This is a genomic window from Methylobacterium brachiatum (genome assembly GCF_900113845.1).
Lineage (GTDB): Bacteria > Pseudomonadota > Alphaproteobacteria > Rhizobiales > Beijerinckiaceae > Methylobacterium > Methylobacterium brachiatum.
In genome coordinates this window covers 129,600-144,183 of record NZ_FOQW01000007.1, presented here as the reverse complement: position 1 = coordinate 144,183, position 14,584 = coordinate 129,600, and the positions used below count along the sequence as shown (strand labels likewise).

Sequence of the window (14,584 nt, the reverse complement as noted above, 5' to 3'; positions counted from 1 at the left end):
CCGCCTCAGGCCGGCTTGGTCTCGGCCTCGAATCGGGCCAGGGCGGCGGCGTCCGGCGGCAGCAGGCTGGCGAGGCTCTCGCCCCTCTCGACCTCGCGCTGGATCCAGAGATCCAGGCGCTGCTGCTCGACGGCTTCCAGGGCGATGCGCTCGGCGAGCTCGGCCGGCAGCGCGACGATCCCGCCGGATCCGCAGACGACGATGTCGCCGGGATGGATCGCGGCGCCCCCGCAGGAGACCCGTTCCTGGGTGCCGACCAGGGCCAGCGTCTCGCTCCCGGCCTCCGGCGCGGACCAGACCGGCAGACCGACCGCCTCCGGAAGGGCGCCGTCGGTGACGAGGCCGGCGACTCCGCGCTGCGCGAGCCGCGCCGCCACGATCGCGCCGAAGGGGAGGGCGAGGCCTGAGCGGGCGGCCTCGATCACCAGGATGGCGCCTTCCGGGACCGCATCGATGGCGGCAGCGAGGTCGCCGGCCGCGTCGTTGCGGGCCGGAATCATCCGCATCGTGTAGGCCGGGCCGATGGCGCTTTCGCCGTGGCCGATCAGACCGCGCGGGCTGAACGCCTTCACGCCCGCCCGTGACAAGGCCCGGGCCAGGCTGGCGGGCGTCACGGCGGAGAGCGCGTCGCGCAGGGTCGGATCGATCGCCATCAGAGGCTCCGGGGAAGGCGGGCGCCGGACGGATCGGCGAGTTGGCTCAAGGTGGATCGCCCGGGCCCGCCGACAAGGCCGCGCTTGCCGCCTCGCCCCGAAAGATGCTCGCCAGCGTCCGGGGATAAGTTCGCGATCTCAGGAGATCGGCTCGCCCAAAGCCCGCGCCGCCCCGGGCCGGGCCGCGAGCCGGTCGTACCAGCGACGCAGGGCCGGCCGCTCGATGCGCTCGGCCGGCAGGTTCAGCCAGCGATGCGCCGCGCAGCCGAGGGCGATGTCGGCGATGCTGAAACCATCGCCGACCGCGTAGTCCCGACCCGTCAGATGCGCGTCCAGGATGGCGGCAAACGCCTCCGTGCGCTTCACCGAAGCGTCGATCACGGCGCGGTCCGGATTGGCCGACCGGTAGAGCTGCCAGAACGCGTCCCGCATGGCGGGCGTGAAGGAGGTGGCCTGCCAATCGAGCCATTGCTCAATATGGGCGCGCGTCCGCGGATCGGCAGGCGGTGCCAGAGACGGGGCCATCGCCGCGACGTAGCGGAGGATGGCGTTCGATTCCCAGAGGACGAACCCGTCCTCCTCCAGGGTCGGGACCAGCCCGTTCGGGTTCTTGGCGCGATAGACGGGATCGTCGACGACGCCGTGCGCACCGCCGGCATCGATCCGCTCATAGGCGAGGCCGGCCTCGTCCAGCGCCCAGACTGCCTTCTGCACGTTGACCGAGGTGAGCCGGCCCCAGAGTTTACGCATCGTCACGAACCGTCTCCGCTACGCCTTCGGCGGGTAGGCGTGCTCATACCCGTTGGGATCGGTCACCCGCGTCCCGCCGTCCGCGTCGCGCAGGTAGCCCGGCCCAACCGGCACTTTGCCGTGGCCGCCGGGGATGTCGAGCACGTAGGTCGGCTGCGCGAGCCCGGAGAGACGCCCGCGCAAGGTGCGCATGAGCGCCTGCCCCTCGGTCAGGCTCGTGCGCAGATGGCCGGTCCCCGGGGCGAGGTCGCCGTGATGGAGGTAATAGGGCTTGATCCGATTCTCGACGAAGGCCCGCATCAGCGCCTCGAGGGTCGCGGGGTCGTCGTTGATGCCGCGCAGCAGGACCGATTGGCTGACCATCGGGATGCCGGCATCCACCAGCCGGGCGCAGGCGGCGCGGGCAGCCGGCGCGAATTCCCGCGGGTGATTGGCGTGCAGGGCGACGAACACCGCCCGGCCGAAGCGCTTGAGCGCCTCCACCAGATCGGCGTCGACGAGGTCGGGCTTCACCACCGGCACGCGGGTGTGGATCCGCATCACCCGGACGTGCTCGATCGCCGACAGGCGCTCGGCGATGGCGCCGAGGCGCCGGGCCGAGAGCGCGAACGGGTCGCCGCCGGTGAGCACCACCTCCCAGATCCGCGGATCCTGCGCGATGTAGGCCAGCGCGCCGTCGAGCTCGGCTTCGGTCAGCGAGCCGAGGCCGTCCGGCCCGACCATCTCGCGCCGGAAGCAGAACCGGCAATAGATCGGGCAGATATGCAGCGGCTTCAGCAGCACCCGGTCGGGGTAGCGGTGGACGATGCCCACCACCGGCGCGTGCGCCGCATCGCCGATCGGGTCGGCCCGTTCCTCCGGGGCGACCACGGTCTCCGCACCCTGCGGCACGAATTGGCGGGCGATCGGATCGGCCGGATCGTCCAGGTCGATCAGCTCGGCCATGTCCGGCGTGACCGAGACGGCGTAGCGCGACAGCACATCGTGCAGGGCGTCCGCCTCCGGGCCGGAGAGCAGGCCGGCGGCGGCGAGGTCGGCGGCGTTGCGCAGGGTGCGGTTCACGGCAGGGTCTCCGCGACCGGGGTCCAGAGGACGTCGTCGATCCGGTTCGCCCCGCAGGCCAGCATGGCGAGGCGGTCGAAGCCGAGGGCGATCCCGGAGGCGTCGGGCATCACCGCCAGCGCGGCAAAGAAATCCTCGTCGATCGGGTACGTCTCTCCGTAGACGCGCAGCTTCTCCGCCATCTCCCCGGCGAAGCGTCGGCGAAGGGAAGCGGGATCGGTCAATTCGCCGAAGGCATTGGCGAGCTCGACCCCGCACGCATAGAGCTCGAACCGTTCGGCCACACGCGGATCGTCCGGGGCGGGCCGGGCGAGGGCGGCCTCGCTGATCGGGTACTCGCACAGGATGGTCGGGCGCCCGATGCCGAGATGCGGCTCGACCCGCGCCACCAGCACACGGGAAAACAGATCGGCCCAGGTGTCATCCGGCGCGACCCGGAGGCCGGCCTCCGACACAGCGGCGGCGAGCCCGTCGCGGTCGGTCTCCCCGGTGGGCGAGATCGTGGCCAACAGGTCGAGCCCGGCAAAGCGCGTGAAGGCCTCGGCGAGGGTCAGGCGCTCCGGCTCGGCGAACGGGTCGGCCTTTCGGTCGCGATAGCGGAAGCGGCGGGTGCCGGCGGTCTCGGCGGCGAGCGCGAGCAGATCGGAGCAATCGGCCATCAGGTCGGTATAGGGCACCCCGGCGCGGTACCATTCCAGCATGGTGAATTCCGGATGGTGCAGCGGGCCGCGCTCACGGTTGCGAAACACCCGGGCGACGCTGAGCAGCCGCGTCTCACCGGCGGCCAGGAGCTTCTTGCAGGCGAATTCCGGCGAGGTGTGCAGGTAGAGCGGCGTCCGCGCCCCGCTCGCGCCGATCGCCGCGGTGGCGAAGGCCGAGAGATGCGCCTCGTTGCCCGGGGAGACCTGCAGGCAGGCGGTCTCGGCCTCGACGAAGTCGCGCGCGGCGAACCAGGCCCGGAAGGCGGCCAGGATGCGGTTGCGCAGGAGCAGCCGCGGCCGCCGGTCGGCGTGGCGACCGGGCGACCACCAGGGCGAGGGCGCGCCGGTCAAAGCCCGATCCCCGGGCGGGGGCGATCTCGGCCGGGCAAGGCAATCCTCGGAGTCGTCATCGCACGATCCTGATAGGTTCCCGGTCGGGCCCCACGATGTCCGGGCCTCCGAACGGGCCACGGGTTCCCCGGATTGGGAGGCGCGCGCATCGAGCCCACGCGCTTCGGTTGAGGCCCGCCCGCTGGCAACGGCGCCGCAGATGCGATAGTGCCGGGGCCTAGATCCCGTGCACGCGCTTGGCGCGTGCCGACCCGCCTTGTCAATGCAGGACCTAATTCCGTGAAGGTGATCGCCTCAACGCTCCGTAAGGGCAACGTCGTCGAGAAGGACGGCAAGCTCTACGTGATCCTGTTCGCCGAGAACATCCACCCCGGCAAGGGCACCCCGGTGACCCAGCTCGACATGCGCCGCATCACGGACGGCGTGAAGGTGTCCGAGCGCTACCGCACCACCGAGCAGGTCGAGCGGGCCTTCGTGGAGGATCGCGAGCACACCTTCCTGTACAGCGACGGCGAAGGGTTCCACTTCATGAATCCCGAGAGCTACGAGCAGGTCGCCGTGCCGGCCGACGTGGTCGGCGACGCCGCCCCCTATCTCCAGGAGGGCATGGCCGTGATGCTGTCGAGCCATAACGGCGTGCCGCTGACCATCGAGCTGCCCCAGCGGGTGACGCTGGAGGTCGCCGAGACCGAGCCGGTGCTCAAGGGCCAGACCGCCTCCTCGTCCTACAAGCCGGCCACGCTCTCGAACGGCGTGCGCACTACGGTCCCGCCGCACATCGCCGCCGGCACCCGCGTCGTCGTGATGACGGCCGACGGCGCCTACGTCGAGCGCGCCAAGGACTGATTTTTTGGGGGTCTCACTGCGAGCTGACGGCTGCGTGGTGAGAACCCTCTATCCCACCCGCGCCCTCATCCTGAGGTGCCGAAGCGAAGCGGAGGCCTCGAAGGAGGCTTTCAGCAAGGCTCGCTGTCCTCGCACCTGAGGTGAGGTGACTGGGTGAGACGCTGCAGGTTCCTTCGCAGCGATCCCAACCCATTACCTCACCGCAGCGCCCGAGATGCCGCCTCGATCGCCCCGTAGCAGCCCTGGGACACGGCCTGCGCCCGCAGCCGCTCCTGCGGGCTGAAGGGCCGTCCATCCTCCCGGAAAAGATCCTCCTGGATCAACGCGTCCGAGGTGCAGCGGGCCGCGATCCGGCAGAGCGGCGGCTCGCCGCCGGTGCGGGTACAGATCGTAACGTAATCGGCGCGGAAGGCCCGCACCCCCGCGCGCGGGTTCGGTCCGGTCAGGGTGACGAGGCCGGTGAATAGCGCCAGCAGCACCGGCTGGTGGACGAGATAGACGACGAGGCTGTGGCGTCCCGCGAAGGCTGCGGCGCGGCTAGGCGCCGAGCGCGGCGCCCAGGCGCCCAGGCGCATGCGCGCCAGCCAGGGCAGGCCGAGCCGCCCGACCACGATCCCCGTCAGGACGAAGCCGAACCACGGGAACAGCGGCACGTAGTCGTTGGTCCGCGGCGTCCCGGCACCGAGCCCAAGGAAGTACAGGACCGGCGCGTCGAGCACCGGCGCATGCACCAGGACGGGGGCGGCGAAGATCGCGGCCGCTGCCAGGGCCGTGACCGGAACCGGCAGGAACAGGAACGGCAGGCCCAGCACGCTCGACACGGCGATGCAATGCAGGATCCCGAAGAACACGTAGGAATCCGGGAAGGCGAACCAGGTCCCGATCGTGACGAGCAGGGCCGCCCCGCCGATCCGGGCGAGCCGCATCAGGGTCGGGCGCAGGCGGATGCCGCGCCCGTTCATCAGCACCAGCCCGACGCCCACCAGCGTCAGGAACGTGCCGGCGATCGCCTCGGCCGCGCGATGCCCGGTCGGCGTCAGGGCGTAGTTCTCGGCGGTCAGCCGGAGATATCCGACGTCCCACAGCGAATGGTAGCTCGCCATCGCGAGCAGGGCGCCCCCCCGAACCGCGTCGATGATCGGGTATCGGCCCCCCACGGCGTTCGGGGCGGCGTGTGACGGCTCGGAGCGAAGAACAGCTGGCACCATGGCGAGGGCTCAAACCACGCCGGCGCCCGTGACGCCACCGGGGGGCGCCGGCGCAACGGCGGCGTCGGGCGGCATTCCCGAGCGCTCTCGAAAACGTGAAGGGGCGTCCGGGCCGGTCGCGAAAACCTGACTGGACGGCGTGGCTGAGGAAATCCAAACGGCTCCATCGGCGCGAAAACGTCGTAACCCCGCTCCCCCTGCGACCGATCGACTGTTGCGAGCCTGCCTCCCCCGGGCAAGATTGCAACTCGGGATGGCTCCGATGCCGGTCATATGGGCTTTCCGGGAATCAGGACTTCGTTAATCTTGCTGCGAGAGCGCGCGGCGTGATTCGGTGTAGGTTGCTCGGCCATGTCTGACGAACGCGCTTCCGGGCCGCAGAACCCCAGTCGGATCGAGGATGCCCGGACCGCCGACGGGGCGCCGGGCGACGACGAGGCGCTCGACCTCGTCGAGGTCTCCGGCCGCATCAAGTGGTTCGACGTGTCGAAGGGCTTCGGCTTCATCGTGCCCGATGACGGCGCCCCCGACATCCTGCTGCACGTCACCTGCCTGCGGCGCGACGGCTTCCAGGCCGCGAGCGAGGGTGCCCGCATCGTGGTGGAGGCGGTGGAGCGGCCGCGGGGCTGGCAGGCGTTCCGGGTTCTCTCGCTCGACCAGTCGGCGGCCCTGCATCCCTCCGAGATGCCGATGCCGCGCACCCATGTTTCGGTGACGCCGACCAGCGGCCTCGAGACCGCGGTGGTGAAGTGGTTCAACCGGCTGCGCGGATTCGGCTTCCTCACCCGTGGCGACGGCACGCCCGACATCTTCGTGCACATGGAGACCCTGCGCCGCTACGGCATCGCCGAATTGAAGCCCGGCGACGCGGTGCTGGTGCGCTACGGAGACGGCTCCAAGGGCGTGATGGCCGCGGAGATCCGCCTGATCGACGACGCGCTGCCGACCTCGCACTGACGGCGCGCCGCGAACCCGCGCCGATCGGGCGGCCTCGACTTTTTCGCAAAAGCCGGTCCCCCGCTCCGGGCGCGATGCGCTATCTGCACCCGCGGCGGACGTCCCCGTCCGCAATCGCGTTTCCCGAGAGGCCAGTGCCCGTGAGAATCCTGACCCGTGTCGCGCAGGCGGCCACGATCGCCTGCCTGGTCCTGACCGCGTCCGCGCCCCTCCGTCCCGCAATCGCCCAGGAGGCGGCACGCGAGAGCGCCGCCAAGACCGAGCCGCTCACCATCGTCACCAAGGCCGGTCCAAAGCGGTTCGACGTCGAGGTGATGCGCGACGATGCCGGGCGCTCCCGGGGATTGATGTTCCGCCGCCACATGGCGCCCGATCACGGCATGCTGTTCGATTTCGAGCGCAGCGAGCCCGTGACGATGTGGATGAAGAACACCTACCTGCCGCTCGACATGCTGTTCATCCGCAAGGACGGCACCGTGAGCCGGATCGCGGCCGATACCGAGCCGCTGTCGACGGCGATCATCGCGTCGGGCGGCCCGGTCTCGGCCGTTCTGGAGCTCAATGCCGGCACCGCGGCCAAGCTGGGCATCCAGGCGGGCGACCGGGTCGAGCACCCTTTGTTCAAGGGGCGTTGAGTCGACGGGCCCTTTCGCGAACGCAGCGGGAACAATCGCCTTGACCGCTGCGATGTTCCGCGCCAATGTTCCGGCATTGTTCCGGTGCTTCGGAATGCCGGCACAGCGCGGAGGACCCGATGAGCGATGTGGCCGATGCCGAGCTGTTCGGCAATGACGATTGGTCGGTGAGCGCCGACGGGCTCGAGCACCGGGGGACGGGCTATTTCATCGGCCGGGATGCCGTGGCTGCGCGCCGGGCCGAGGGCCTCTGGGAATGGCCGCTCCAGATGGCGGAGAAGAGCTGGTGCCGGCCCAGCCTGTTCCGCGAGGCGTTCCTGAACGCGCTGGCGCAGTTCGGCATCGCCCGCGATGCCGGCCTCACCCGCTCCTTCGCGCTGGGCTACGGCATCCGGGCCGTCGAGGCGCCGGCGCCGGACACGTTCGTCACTTTGGCCGACGTGCTGAAGCCCCGCACCGCCCCGGAGACGGTCCGGGTCGCCGCCCGGGCTCCGGCGCGCGCGCTGGCCGCGGCCGGCGCCTGATCCGTCCGGTCATTTGACCGCGGCCGTCTTCGCCGGATAGCCCTCTTCGCGAGAATGCGGGAGAGATGATCATGGCGAATGCTGATAATGCCGGTCTGGACGGCCTGATCACGGCACCGCTGTCGCGACGCGGCTTCGTGATGACCAGCCTCATCAGCGGCCTGACCGTCGCCACGACCCGCGTCGAGGCGCAGGTCATCCACACCGATGCCACCGGGATCGAGGCCGGGGAGGTGAAGATCCCCGCTGCCGATGGCCCGATGCCGGCCTACCGGGCGGGCCCCGAGGGCGCCGGCCCATTCCCGATCGTGCTGGTGATCGAGGAGATCTTCGGGGTCCACGACTACATCAAGGACATCTGCCGACGCCTGGCCAAGGCCGGCTACTGCGCGGTCGCCCCCGAACTCTACGCCCGGCAGGGCGATCTCTCGACCATGACCGATCCCAAGATCATCATCCGGGACGTCATCTCCAAGACGCCGGACGCGCAGTGGATCGGCGATCTCGACGCCACTGCGGCCTGGGCGGCCTCCGCGGCCAAGGGCGATCCCGCCCGGCTCGGCGTCATGGGCTGGTGCCGGGGCGGCCGCGCTGCCTGGCTCTACGCGGCGCATCGTCGCGACCTGAAGGCGGCGGTGGCCTGGTATGGCCCGATCGGGGGCGAGCAGACCGACATCCAGCCGCGCACAGCCGGGGATGTCGCCGCCGAGATCCACGCCCCGCTGCTCGCGCTCTATGGCGGCGCCGATACCGGCATTCCGCCGGCCTCGGTGGAGGAAGCCCGCGACAAGGCGAAGCAAGCCGGCAAGACCGTCGAACTGGTGATCTATCCGGATGCGCCGCACGGTTTCCATGCGGATTACCGGCCGAGCTACCGCAAGGAGCCGGCCGAGGATGGCTGGAACCGCGCGCTCGCCTTCCTGAAAGCCCACGGCGTCGGCTGATTCAGGGGCTCTCGCCGGTCTTGTCAGGATGTTCTCGGGTGGCTGTGCTTCCCGGGACACGGCCACAACTTGTCGAATATGCAAGGGTCGCGGGTGGATCTGTGCCCGCGCGGGTCCGGCCGATCGTCACGACCGGGGCATTGAACCGATCGTCGCGACCGCCGTTCAGCCCCTGTAGAGTGTCCCGGCCCATGAGCGATTCGGTACAGCCCGGACAGAAGCCCGTGATCCTCGTCGTGGAGGACCAACCCGACGAGCGCTTCCTCGCGGCCACGCTCCTGGAGGATACCGGCTTCACGGTGATCGAGGCCGAGACCGCCGACCGGGCGCTCGCCATCCTCAACGACCGGGCCGACGAAGTCAGCGTCGTGTTCTCCGACGTGCGCACACCCGGCCCGATCGGCGGCTTCGAGCTGGCGCGGATCATCGGCGTGACCTGGCCGCGCGTCCGGGTGCTGCTCACATCCGGGGATGCCGGCGACCAGCCGAGCGACCTGCGCATGTCGGCGACCTTCATCCCGAAGCCGTGGCGTGCCGAGGACATCCTGGCCTGGGTCGAGCAGGCGGCGGGTCGCCCCTCGGGGACGACGGGTCCTGCGGTGATCGGGCCGGGTGGTAAATTAATTACGCCGGGCCTGGAAACCTGAGGCCAACTCCGGGTTGTACGGCACTTCAAGGGCGCGCGACGCCCGAATCCCTGCAACGCCAACAACCCCGAAGACAATCATGCGCATCGTGGCTGCCAACCACGCCGATTCTCTGCGACGGAACCTCTCGGACGACCGGAACGCGATCCGCGTCGTCGATAGCGTGACCGATGAGCTGCGCGTCCATTACGAGTCCGCGACCGACGACGTGCCGGCCGAGATCCTGGCTTTGGCGATGCGGCTCGACGGACACGTGGCGCAGCCGACCTTCGCCGGCTGAGCGACCGGGGCGAGTCGCCAAGGCGAGGGAATCTGCTATTCAGCGGGCCCTGACCTGCCGGCGCATCGCGTCTCTCAGCCGAGCCCCTCATGCGTCTCAACGTTCTTCGCGGTTCGCTCGCTGCCGGCCTGATCCTGGCGCTGGCCGGGATCACCGGCGCGCAGGCCGCCACACCGCCGGCGCAGCCGGCCGAGGGCCCCGGCGGCGTCGGCGACCGCAAGGCGACGATCGTGAAGCGCCTGCTCGGGCGCGGGACCGCGACCACCTTCGCGTTCCACGCGGGCGGCGCAGCGCCCGAGGCCGGCCGGCCCGTGGCGGTGTTCCTGCACGGCTGGGGCGTGGTCAATCCGCAGAGCTACGGCGGCTGGATCGACCACCTGACCCGCCAGGGCTGGCTGGTGCTCTATCCCCGCTTCCAGGAGGTGAACCGGACCCGCCCGGCCGACGCCCCCGGCATCGCCGACACCCTGGTCAAGGCCGCGCTCGCCGACCTCGCCTCCGATCCGGACGCCAAGCCCGATCTCTCCCGGGTCGCGCTGATCGGTCATCTCGCCGGCGCGCCGATCGCCTTCGACATGGCCGCCGGCGCCAAGCAGCAGGGGCTGCCGGTCCCGAAGCTGATCTTCGCGGCCGCGCCGGGCGGCATCGCCAGCGGCCCGAAATCGCGGGGCATCACGCTCAGCGAGCTGCCCAGCATCGACCCGTCGACGCTGCTCATCACCATGGTCGGCGACAAGGACACGCGCGCGGCCGATCTCGCGGCCAAGCGCCTGCTGCGCGAGGCCAGCGCCGTCCCGATCGAGCGCAAGCTGTTCGTCCGCGCGCTCTCGGACGACCACGGCTTCCCGGCGCTCACCGCCACCCTCGCGGCGCCCGCCGGCACCGACGCGGCCTATGACGGCGGCGCGATCAAGCCGGGACCGGAGCCGAAGGACGCGGCCAAGGACGCCCCCAAGCCGCCGCCGTTCCGCTGGTCGGCCGACATGGCGCTCACCGGCGAGCAGCAGACCCTGGTCTCCCAGATCAACATCGCCCGAGTCGACGCGCTCGACTATCTGGGATTCTGGAAGACGTTCGACATCGCGGCAGCCGCCGCCTTCGCGGGGTCCGACGCGAATGCGATGAAGAACAACCCGCGGCTCGCCGACATGGAGCGCTGGAGCGACGGCTGGCCGGTGAAGCGGCTCTCGGTCGAGACGCCCCGGCTGGTGGCGCCCGCCGCCCAGGCCGGGACCCCGTCGGCGAATACCCGCAAGCGCTGATCGGCGCCCCGGGCGGGCTTCCCCCTGGCGCAGGGCTTGCTACGCTGCCCGTGTTCGACACGGGGGATGATGCCATGCCCGAGTTCGTCGCCAGCCTGCTCGCCGCAGCGGCCTTCTGCCTGACCCTGTTCGCGCTGAACGCGCTGACGCGGTTGCTGATCCAGGCGCATGGTGCGCCGCCGGATCTCGGCGAATCCGGTTTCCTTCAGATCGGCGGTGCCCTGGTCGCCGCCCGGGTGGCCTATCGCCGGGCGCCGCATCGCCAGCTGGACTGACCGCGCGCCTCGCTCCGGCGAGCCCCATGTCGCGCTTGCGGGCGCTATTCCGACGCCTCGGCGGCCTCTTCGCCGTCCTTCACGCCGAGCGCGGCTTTCTCGGCCAGCAGGGCAGCGAGGGCCGCGCGGATCCGGTCGCCTTGCGCGCGATGCGGGTGATCGAGGGCGGTGATCAGGGCTCGGCGGTAGCGGTCCTGGATCACGGCCAGCTGCGTGGCCTTGCCGACCTTGGCGGGCGCTTTCTCGACCGGCTTCGGCTTGGCCGCTCGTTTCTTCTTCGGGGGCTTCGTCTCGGGCATGGCGGAGCAAGCGGCCCGACGGTTCTGCGGTTCCCGAAATCGCCATGACGACCACTCGCGGGTGCGGCCTTGCCGATCCCCCCGGCACGACATCTCGCCCTTGTGAGGTGACACCCGGTGCCGTCGCGATACGATCCGCGCATTGGGATCGCCCGATCCGATCCACCTTCAGCCCGCCCGGTTCGCCGGCGCGGGTTTTTTCGTTGTGTGCGACGCCTGCCTCCCGAGACGGGCAGTCAATCCGGTGCGCCGCAGCGGAGGCGGGATGGAAAACGCGGCTGGAGCCGGTGCTATCGTTAGCCGTTACTGGCGGCGGGTCCCGCCTGATCTCTCAAGGTTGGTAATGGCGGTGCGTTACATTGCTTTTGTCCGCGCCTGTTGAGCATTTGCGTCAGTATAAAATCGAGTTGCCGCGCCATCCGAGTTGGAATATGGGAGCGATAAGCTTGAGGGCATCGCATGAGACGCATCGGGGCCGTACTTCTTCTTTCGCTGGCATGCGGGACGGCCGCTGCCCAGAGCGACGGCAAGAAGCCTTCGGCGCCGCGGCCCGTCTCGAAGTTCCTTCCGTTCTCGGAAGGCTCCATCGACGGTGTGCCCTCGGTCCAGATCGACGGGGTGCTGAAACTCACCCAGAGCGGCAACCAAATCACGGCATCGGGTCTCGATGTCTGTTTTCCGTCCGACGGCCTGTCCCTTAGGCTCGACCGGCTGGCGATCCTGCTGCAGGTGCAAGGTTCGACCCTGTCGGGCTCGGGGGTCAGCGCCGGCGGCCGTCAGGTCGCGGTGGCGTTGAAGCGCACCGGGCAGAAGGACTCTCTCGGCGTCGAGGGCACCCTGACCCTGCCTGGGCATACGATCCGGATCGCGCAATCCGATCTCGTCGCGCTTAACGAGGACCCCACGGCGTCGATTGCCCAACCGGATGGGACCGGGGAGGAGGATCCCGACGATGGTGCTTCCGTCACCGATCCGAGCAAGGTCCTCGCGACGGTCAAGATCGCCAACCTCACCGATCTGATCCGGACGGTTCGCGCCGAGGGCGGACGGCTCGATCCGGTCGGCCTCATCCCCCAATGCAGCACGTTGAGATCGGGACGCGCGACGGCCTCGATCGAGGTCGATCCGAGCCGCTCTGCCGCCCTGTTGGACAAGGTCCGGGCCGTCCCGGGCGTCACCAACGCGGAGTTCGGGACGGTGCTGGATCATGCGCTGCTGATCCGGCTCAAGGCAAAGCCGAACGAGGCCGATTTCGCGTCGATCCTGAGCAAGGCGGCGCAGAAGGCGATTCCAGGCCTGTCGACGGTGTCGTCGGAGAAGGATCCCAGCCGGGGCGAGGTTCGCGTGGCGTTCCGGAGGACGCTGCCCGACTTTGCCGCCGTCGGGATCCAGGAGGCCATCATGCTGCGTGCCTTCGTCTGGCAGGACGTCCGCGACACATCGAAATACTACATCCGGCTGCGACCGCTCGATGCGAAGCTCGTCGACGCCGATCCGAAGCCGGTCCTCCTCTCGGGCCGCGCCGATACGGAAGGCGAGGACGACAGCACCGCCTCCGATCTCAACACGGAGGCGGCGCAGCAGGCCATCGGCAACGCGTTGGCGGCGGAGCTGCATGGGGAGGTCTGGGCCGACGAGCGCTGGGTTGCGAAATAGCGCCGCCCTCGTCGAAACCCCGAGCGCTACCGCAGGAAATCGCCGAAGGCCCGCGGGCCGTTGCCGGTGGGGATGGTCGTCAGCACCTTGAGCGTGCGGCCGTCGAGGACGCTGAGCGAGTTGTCGCCCCAATTGGCGACGTAGAGGCGCCCGTCCGCAGCGGCCGCGATGCCCTCGGGATGGTCGCCCACATCGATGTCGGCGATCGGCTTGAGCGTGGCGAGGTCGAAGGCCGTGACGCTGCCGGCATATTGGTCGGTGACGAAGCCGCGGCCTTGCGTCAGCGCAATCACGTAGGGCCGCCGGCCGGTGGGGATCCGGGTGATCTCGCGCCCCGCCGCGAGGTCGATCACCGAGACGTCGTCGCTCGTGACGTTGGCCGTGTAGGCGCGCCCGGCCGCGGCATCGAGCGTGATGCCGAACGGGTGCTGGCCCACCGGGATCGTCTTCGTTTCCTTGCGGGCCTTGGCGTCCACCACCGAGACCGTATCCGCCTCGCGGTTCGCGACGTAGAGCGTCGCCCCATCGGGCGAGACCGCGATGCCGGAGGGCGAGGCGCCCACCGCGATCTCGCCGTCGGGAACCAGCGTGCCGTCGCGCTCGGTCAGCACGAACAGGCGGTGGCCGTACCAATCCGCCACGTAGACCGTGCCGCCCTTCGGATCGGCGGCAACGCCGAGCGGTCCGCCGGGCAGGGGCACTCCGGCGACGACCCGGCCGGCCTCGAGGTCGAGCACGGCGAGGCCGTGGCCCTCGGGCCGGGTGACGTAGGCGCGCCTGCGGTCCGGCGACAGGGCGATCCCGGCCGGGGCCCCGTCGAGCGCGATGCTGCGCACCACCTTGCCGGCGGCGAGGTCGACGATCTCGACCGCGCCGCCGAGCTGGGCCGTCATGATCGCCTCCCGCGCCGGTTCGGCGCGGGCCAGCGTCGCGACGAGGGCGAGGGCGGCGGCGAGCGCCGCGCCGCGCCTGTTCAGGCTCACGAGCCCTTCTCGACCTTGGCCTTCAGGTTGGCGAGGCTCGCCTTGATCCAGGCGCCGACGCCCTTCTCGGAGGCCTCGTCGTTCAGCTCGGGCGGCGGATCGTTGTTCATGTAGCCGCGGTAGAAGGCGGCCTTCCACTCGACCTTGGACTTGGCGTCGCCCGCCGGCTCGACCGTGATCGTGGCCGAATAGTCGTTGGCCGGCAGGTCCTTCACGTCGACCTTCTCGATGTAGTACGAGAACAGCTTCTCGTCCGGCTTGTACTTGTTGCTGGTCTCCTGGATCTGGTTGCCGTTCTTCAGCGTCAGGGTGCGCTTGAACTTGGTCGGCACGTCGCCGCTGACCTCGGTCTTGGTGACGTTCTCCATCCAGTCGGCGTTCTTGACGTCGCCGACGACGGCCCAGACCTTGTCGGCCGGCGCGTTGATCTCGATCGACTCGGTAATCTTGCGCCGGGTCGGGCCATGGGCCTGCGCGGTCGCCGCCACCAGGGCAGCCGTGGCCGCCAGGGCCAGGGTTATTTTCTTCATCGTGTCCTGCTCCTCCCGCCT

General features: G+C 70.1%; 18 protein-coding genes. 10 read left to right on the top strand and 8 right to left on the bottom strand.

All coding sequences use genetic code 11. The features are described from left to right. Window positions 1–5 precede the first annotated feature (5 nt). The 4 genes from BMZ47_RS10570 to epmA all read right to left on the bottom strand — a co-directional run bounded on the left by BMZ47_RS10570 (window position 6) and on the right by epmA (window position 3,517). Window positions 6–653 (bottom strand): RraA family protein, encoded by a 648-nt coding sequence (locus BMZ47_RS10570; RefSeq protein ID WP_091861675.1) that lies wholly within the window; start codon window positions 651–653, stop codon window positions 6–8. A 138-nt stretch (window positions 654–791) separates the two neighbouring features. Continuing rightward, the gene (locus BMZ47_RS10565; protein ID WP_091861672.1) at window positions 792–1,403 is read right to left on the bottom strand and encodes a glutathione S-transferase family protein; all 612 of its coding nucleotides are present in this window, start codon (window positions 1,401–1,403) and stop codon (window positions 792–794) included. An 18-nt stretch (window positions 1,404–1,421) separates the two neighbouring features. Beyond that, complete coding sequence (locus BMZ47_RS10560) at window positions 1,422–2,465, bottom strand: lysine-2,3-aminomutase-like protein (RefSeq protein WP_091861669.1); 1,044 nt, start codon at window positions 2,463–2,465, stop codon at window positions 1,422–1,424. After that, entirely contained in the window at window positions 2,462–3,517 is a 1,056-nt protein-coding gene (epmA, locus tag BMZ47_RS10555) for an EF-P lysine aminoacylase EpmA (protein WP_091861666.1), read from the bottom strand. The genes BMZ47_RS10560 and epmA overlap by 4 nt, the downstream gene beginning before the upstream one ends. A gap of 279 nt (window positions 3,518–3,796) precedes the next feature. On the opposite strand from epmA, the gene efp reads away from it, so the two are divergent. Further along, on the top strand, window positions 3,797–4,363 hold the full coding sequence (gene efp / locus BMZ47_RS10550) for an elongation factor P (RefSeq protein WP_007563812.1): 567 nt from the start codon (window positions 3,797–3,799) through the stop codon (window positions 4,361–4,363). A 197-nt stretch (window positions 4,364–4,560) separates the two neighbouring features. On the opposite strand, the gene BMZ47_RS10545 is transcribed toward efp, so the two are convergent. Beyond that, on the bottom strand, window positions 4,561–5,571 hold the full coding sequence (locus BMZ47_RS10545) for an acetyltransferase domain-containing protein (protein ID WP_208601035.1): 1,011 nt from the start codon (window positions 5,569–5,571) through the stop codon (window positions 4,561–4,563). Window positions 5,572–5,922: 351 nt separating this feature from the next. Here BMZ47_RS10545 and BMZ47_RS10540 point away from each other — a divergent pair, with 351 nt between their 5' ends. The 8 genes from BMZ47_RS10540 (at window position 5,923) to BMZ47_RS10505 (ending at window position 11,095) form a co-directional block, all read left to right on the top strand. Next, on the top strand, window positions 5,923–6,528 hold the full coding sequence (locus BMZ47_RS10540) for a cold-shock protein (protein WP_007563815.1): 606 nt from the start codon (window positions 5,923–5,925) through the stop codon (window positions 6,526–6,528). Window positions 6,529–6,668: 140 nt separating this feature from the next. Further along, entirely contained in the window at window positions 6,669–7,163 is a 495-nt protein-coding gene (locus BMZ47_RS10535; RefSeq protein WP_208601034.1) for a DUF192 domain-containing protein, read from the top strand. 119 nt (window positions 7,164–7,282) lie between these two features. Next, on the top strand, window positions 7,283–7,687 hold the full coding sequence (locus BMZ47_RS10530) for a hypothetical protein (RefSeq protein ID WP_007563818.1): 405 nt from the start codon (window positions 7,283–7,285) through the stop codon (window positions 7,685–7,687). A 71-nt stretch (window positions 7,688–7,758) separates the two neighbouring features. Further along, the gene (locus tag BMZ47_RS10525; RefSeq protein ID WP_091862074.1) at window positions 7,759–8,631 is read left to right on the top strand and encodes a dienelactone hydrolase family protein; all 873 of its coding nucleotides are present in this window, start codon (window positions 7,759–7,761) and stop codon (window positions 8,629–8,631) included. A gap of 191 nt (window positions 8,632–8,822) precedes the next feature. Then, window positions 8,823–9,278: a response regulator gene (locus BMZ47_RS10520; protein WP_007563823.1), complete on the top strand. Its 456-nt coding sequence runs from the start codon at window positions 8,823–8,825 to the stop codon at window positions 9,276–9,278. Between the two features lie 79 nt (window positions 9,279–9,357). Beyond that, the gene (locus tag BMZ47_RS10515) at window positions 9,358–9,558 is read left to right on the top strand and encodes a hypothetical protein (protein WP_091861658.1); all 201 of its coding nucleotides are present in this window, start codon (window positions 9,358–9,360) and stop codon (window positions 9,556–9,558) included. An 89-nt stretch (window positions 9,559–9,647) separates the two neighbouring features. Beyond that, window positions 9,648–10,820, top strand: a complete 1,173-nt coding sequence (locus tag BMZ47_RS10510) for an alpha/beta hydrolase family protein (RefSeq protein ID WP_091861656.1) — start codon at window positions 9,648–9,650, stop codon at window positions 10,818–10,820. 74 nt (window positions 10,821–10,894) lie between these two features. Continuing rightward, on the top strand, window positions 10,895–11,095 hold the full coding sequence (locus BMZ47_RS10505) for a hypothetical protein (protein WP_091861653.1): 201 nt from the start codon (window positions 10,895–10,897) through the stop codon (window positions 11,093–11,095). 44 nt (window positions 11,096–11,139) lie between these two features. On the opposite strand, the gene BMZ47_RS10500 is transcribed toward BMZ47_RS10505, so the two are convergent. Beyond that, window positions 11,140–11,394, bottom strand: a complete 255-nt coding sequence (locus BMZ47_RS10500) for a hypothetical protein (protein ID WP_091861650.1) — start codon at window positions 11,392–11,394, stop codon at window positions 11,140–11,142. A 459-nt stretch (window positions 11,395–11,853) separates the two neighbouring features. On the opposite strand from BMZ47_RS10500, the gene BMZ47_RS10495 reads away from it, so the two are divergent. Next, window positions 11,854–13,050, top strand: a complete 1,197-nt coding sequence (locus BMZ47_RS10495; protein WP_091861647.1) for a hypothetical protein — start codon at window positions 11,854–11,856, stop codon at window positions 13,048–13,050. Window positions 13,051–13,076: 26 nt separating this feature from the next. Here the strand turns inward: BMZ47_RS10495 and BMZ47_RS10490 are convergent, their stop codons facing one another. Together BMZ47_RS10490 and BMZ47_RS10485 are read right to left on the bottom strand one after the other, a co-directional pair. Continuing rightward, entirely contained in the window at window positions 13,077–14,033 is a 957-nt protein-coding gene (locus tag BMZ47_RS10490; RefSeq protein WP_091861645.1) for a YncE family protein, read from the bottom strand. Continuing rightward, window positions 14,030–14,563, bottom strand: coding sequence for an SRPBCC family protein (locus BMZ47_RS10485; RefSeq protein WP_091861642.1), 534 nt, complete (start codon window positions 14,561–14,563; stop codon window positions 14,030–14,032). The genes BMZ47_RS10490 and BMZ47_RS10485 overlap by 4 nt, the downstream gene beginning before the upstream one ends. Window positions 14,564–14,584: the final 21 nt, after the last annotated feature.

What these genes read in the sequence shown, in the direction of transcription:
- BMZ47_RS10570 (WP_091861675.1), bottom strand. Translation starts at nt 653, where the DNA reads ATGGCGATCGATCCGACCCTGCGCGACGCGCTCTCCGCCGTGACGCCC.
- BMZ47_RS10565 (WP_091861672.1), bottom strand. Translation starts at nt 1,403, where the DNA reads ATGCGTAAACTCTGGGGCCGGCTCACCTCGGTCAACGTGCAGAAGGCA.
- BMZ47_RS10545 (WP_208601035.1), bottom strand. Translation starts at nt 5,571, where the DNA reads ATGGTGCCAGCTGTTCTTCGCTCCGAGCCGTCACACGCCGCCCCGAAC.
- BMZ47_RS10540 (WP_007563815.1), top strand. Translation starts at nt 5,923, where the DNA reads ATGTCTGACGAACGCGCTTCCGGGCCGCAGAACCCCAGTCGGATCGAG.
- BMZ47_RS10530 (WP_007563818.1), top strand. Translation starts at nt 7,283, where the DNA reads ATGAGCGATGTGGCCGATGCCGAGCTGTTCGGCAATGACGATTGGTCG.
- BMZ47_RS10525 (WP_091862074.1), top strand. Translation starts at nt 7,759, where the DNA reads ATGGCGAATGCTGATAATGCCGGTCTGGACGGCCTGATCACGGCACCG.
- BMZ47_RS10520 (WP_007563823.1), top strand. Translation starts at nt 8,823, where the DNA reads ATGAGCGATTCGGTACAGCCCGGACAGAAGCCCGTGATCCTCGTCGTG.
- BMZ47_RS10515 (WP_091861658.1), top strand. Translation starts at nt 9,358, where the DNA reads ATGCGCATCGTGGCTGCCAACCACGCCGATTCTCTGCGACGGAACCTC.
- BMZ47_RS10510 (WP_091861656.1), top strand. Translation starts at nt 9,648, where the DNA reads ATGCGTCTCAACGTTCTTCGCGGTTCGCTCGCTGCCGGCCTGATCCTG.
- BMZ47_RS10505 (WP_091861653.1), top strand. Translation starts at nt 10,895, where the DNA reads ATGCCCGAGTTCGTCGCCAGCCTGCTCGCCGCAGCGGCCTTCTGCCTG.
- BMZ47_RS10500 (WP_091861650.1), bottom strand. Translation starts at nt 11,394, where the DNA reads ATGCCCGAGACGAAGCCCCCGAAGAAGAAACGAGCGGCCAAGCCGAAG.
- BMZ47_RS10495 (WP_091861647.1), top strand. Translation starts at nt 11,854, where the DNA reads ATGAGACGCATCGGGGCCGTACTTCTTCTTTCGCTGGCATGCGGGACG.
- BMZ47_RS10485 (WP_091861642.1), bottom strand. Translation starts at nt 14,563, where the DNA reads ATGAAGAAAATAACCCTGGCCCTGGCGGCCACGGCTGCCCTGGTGGCG.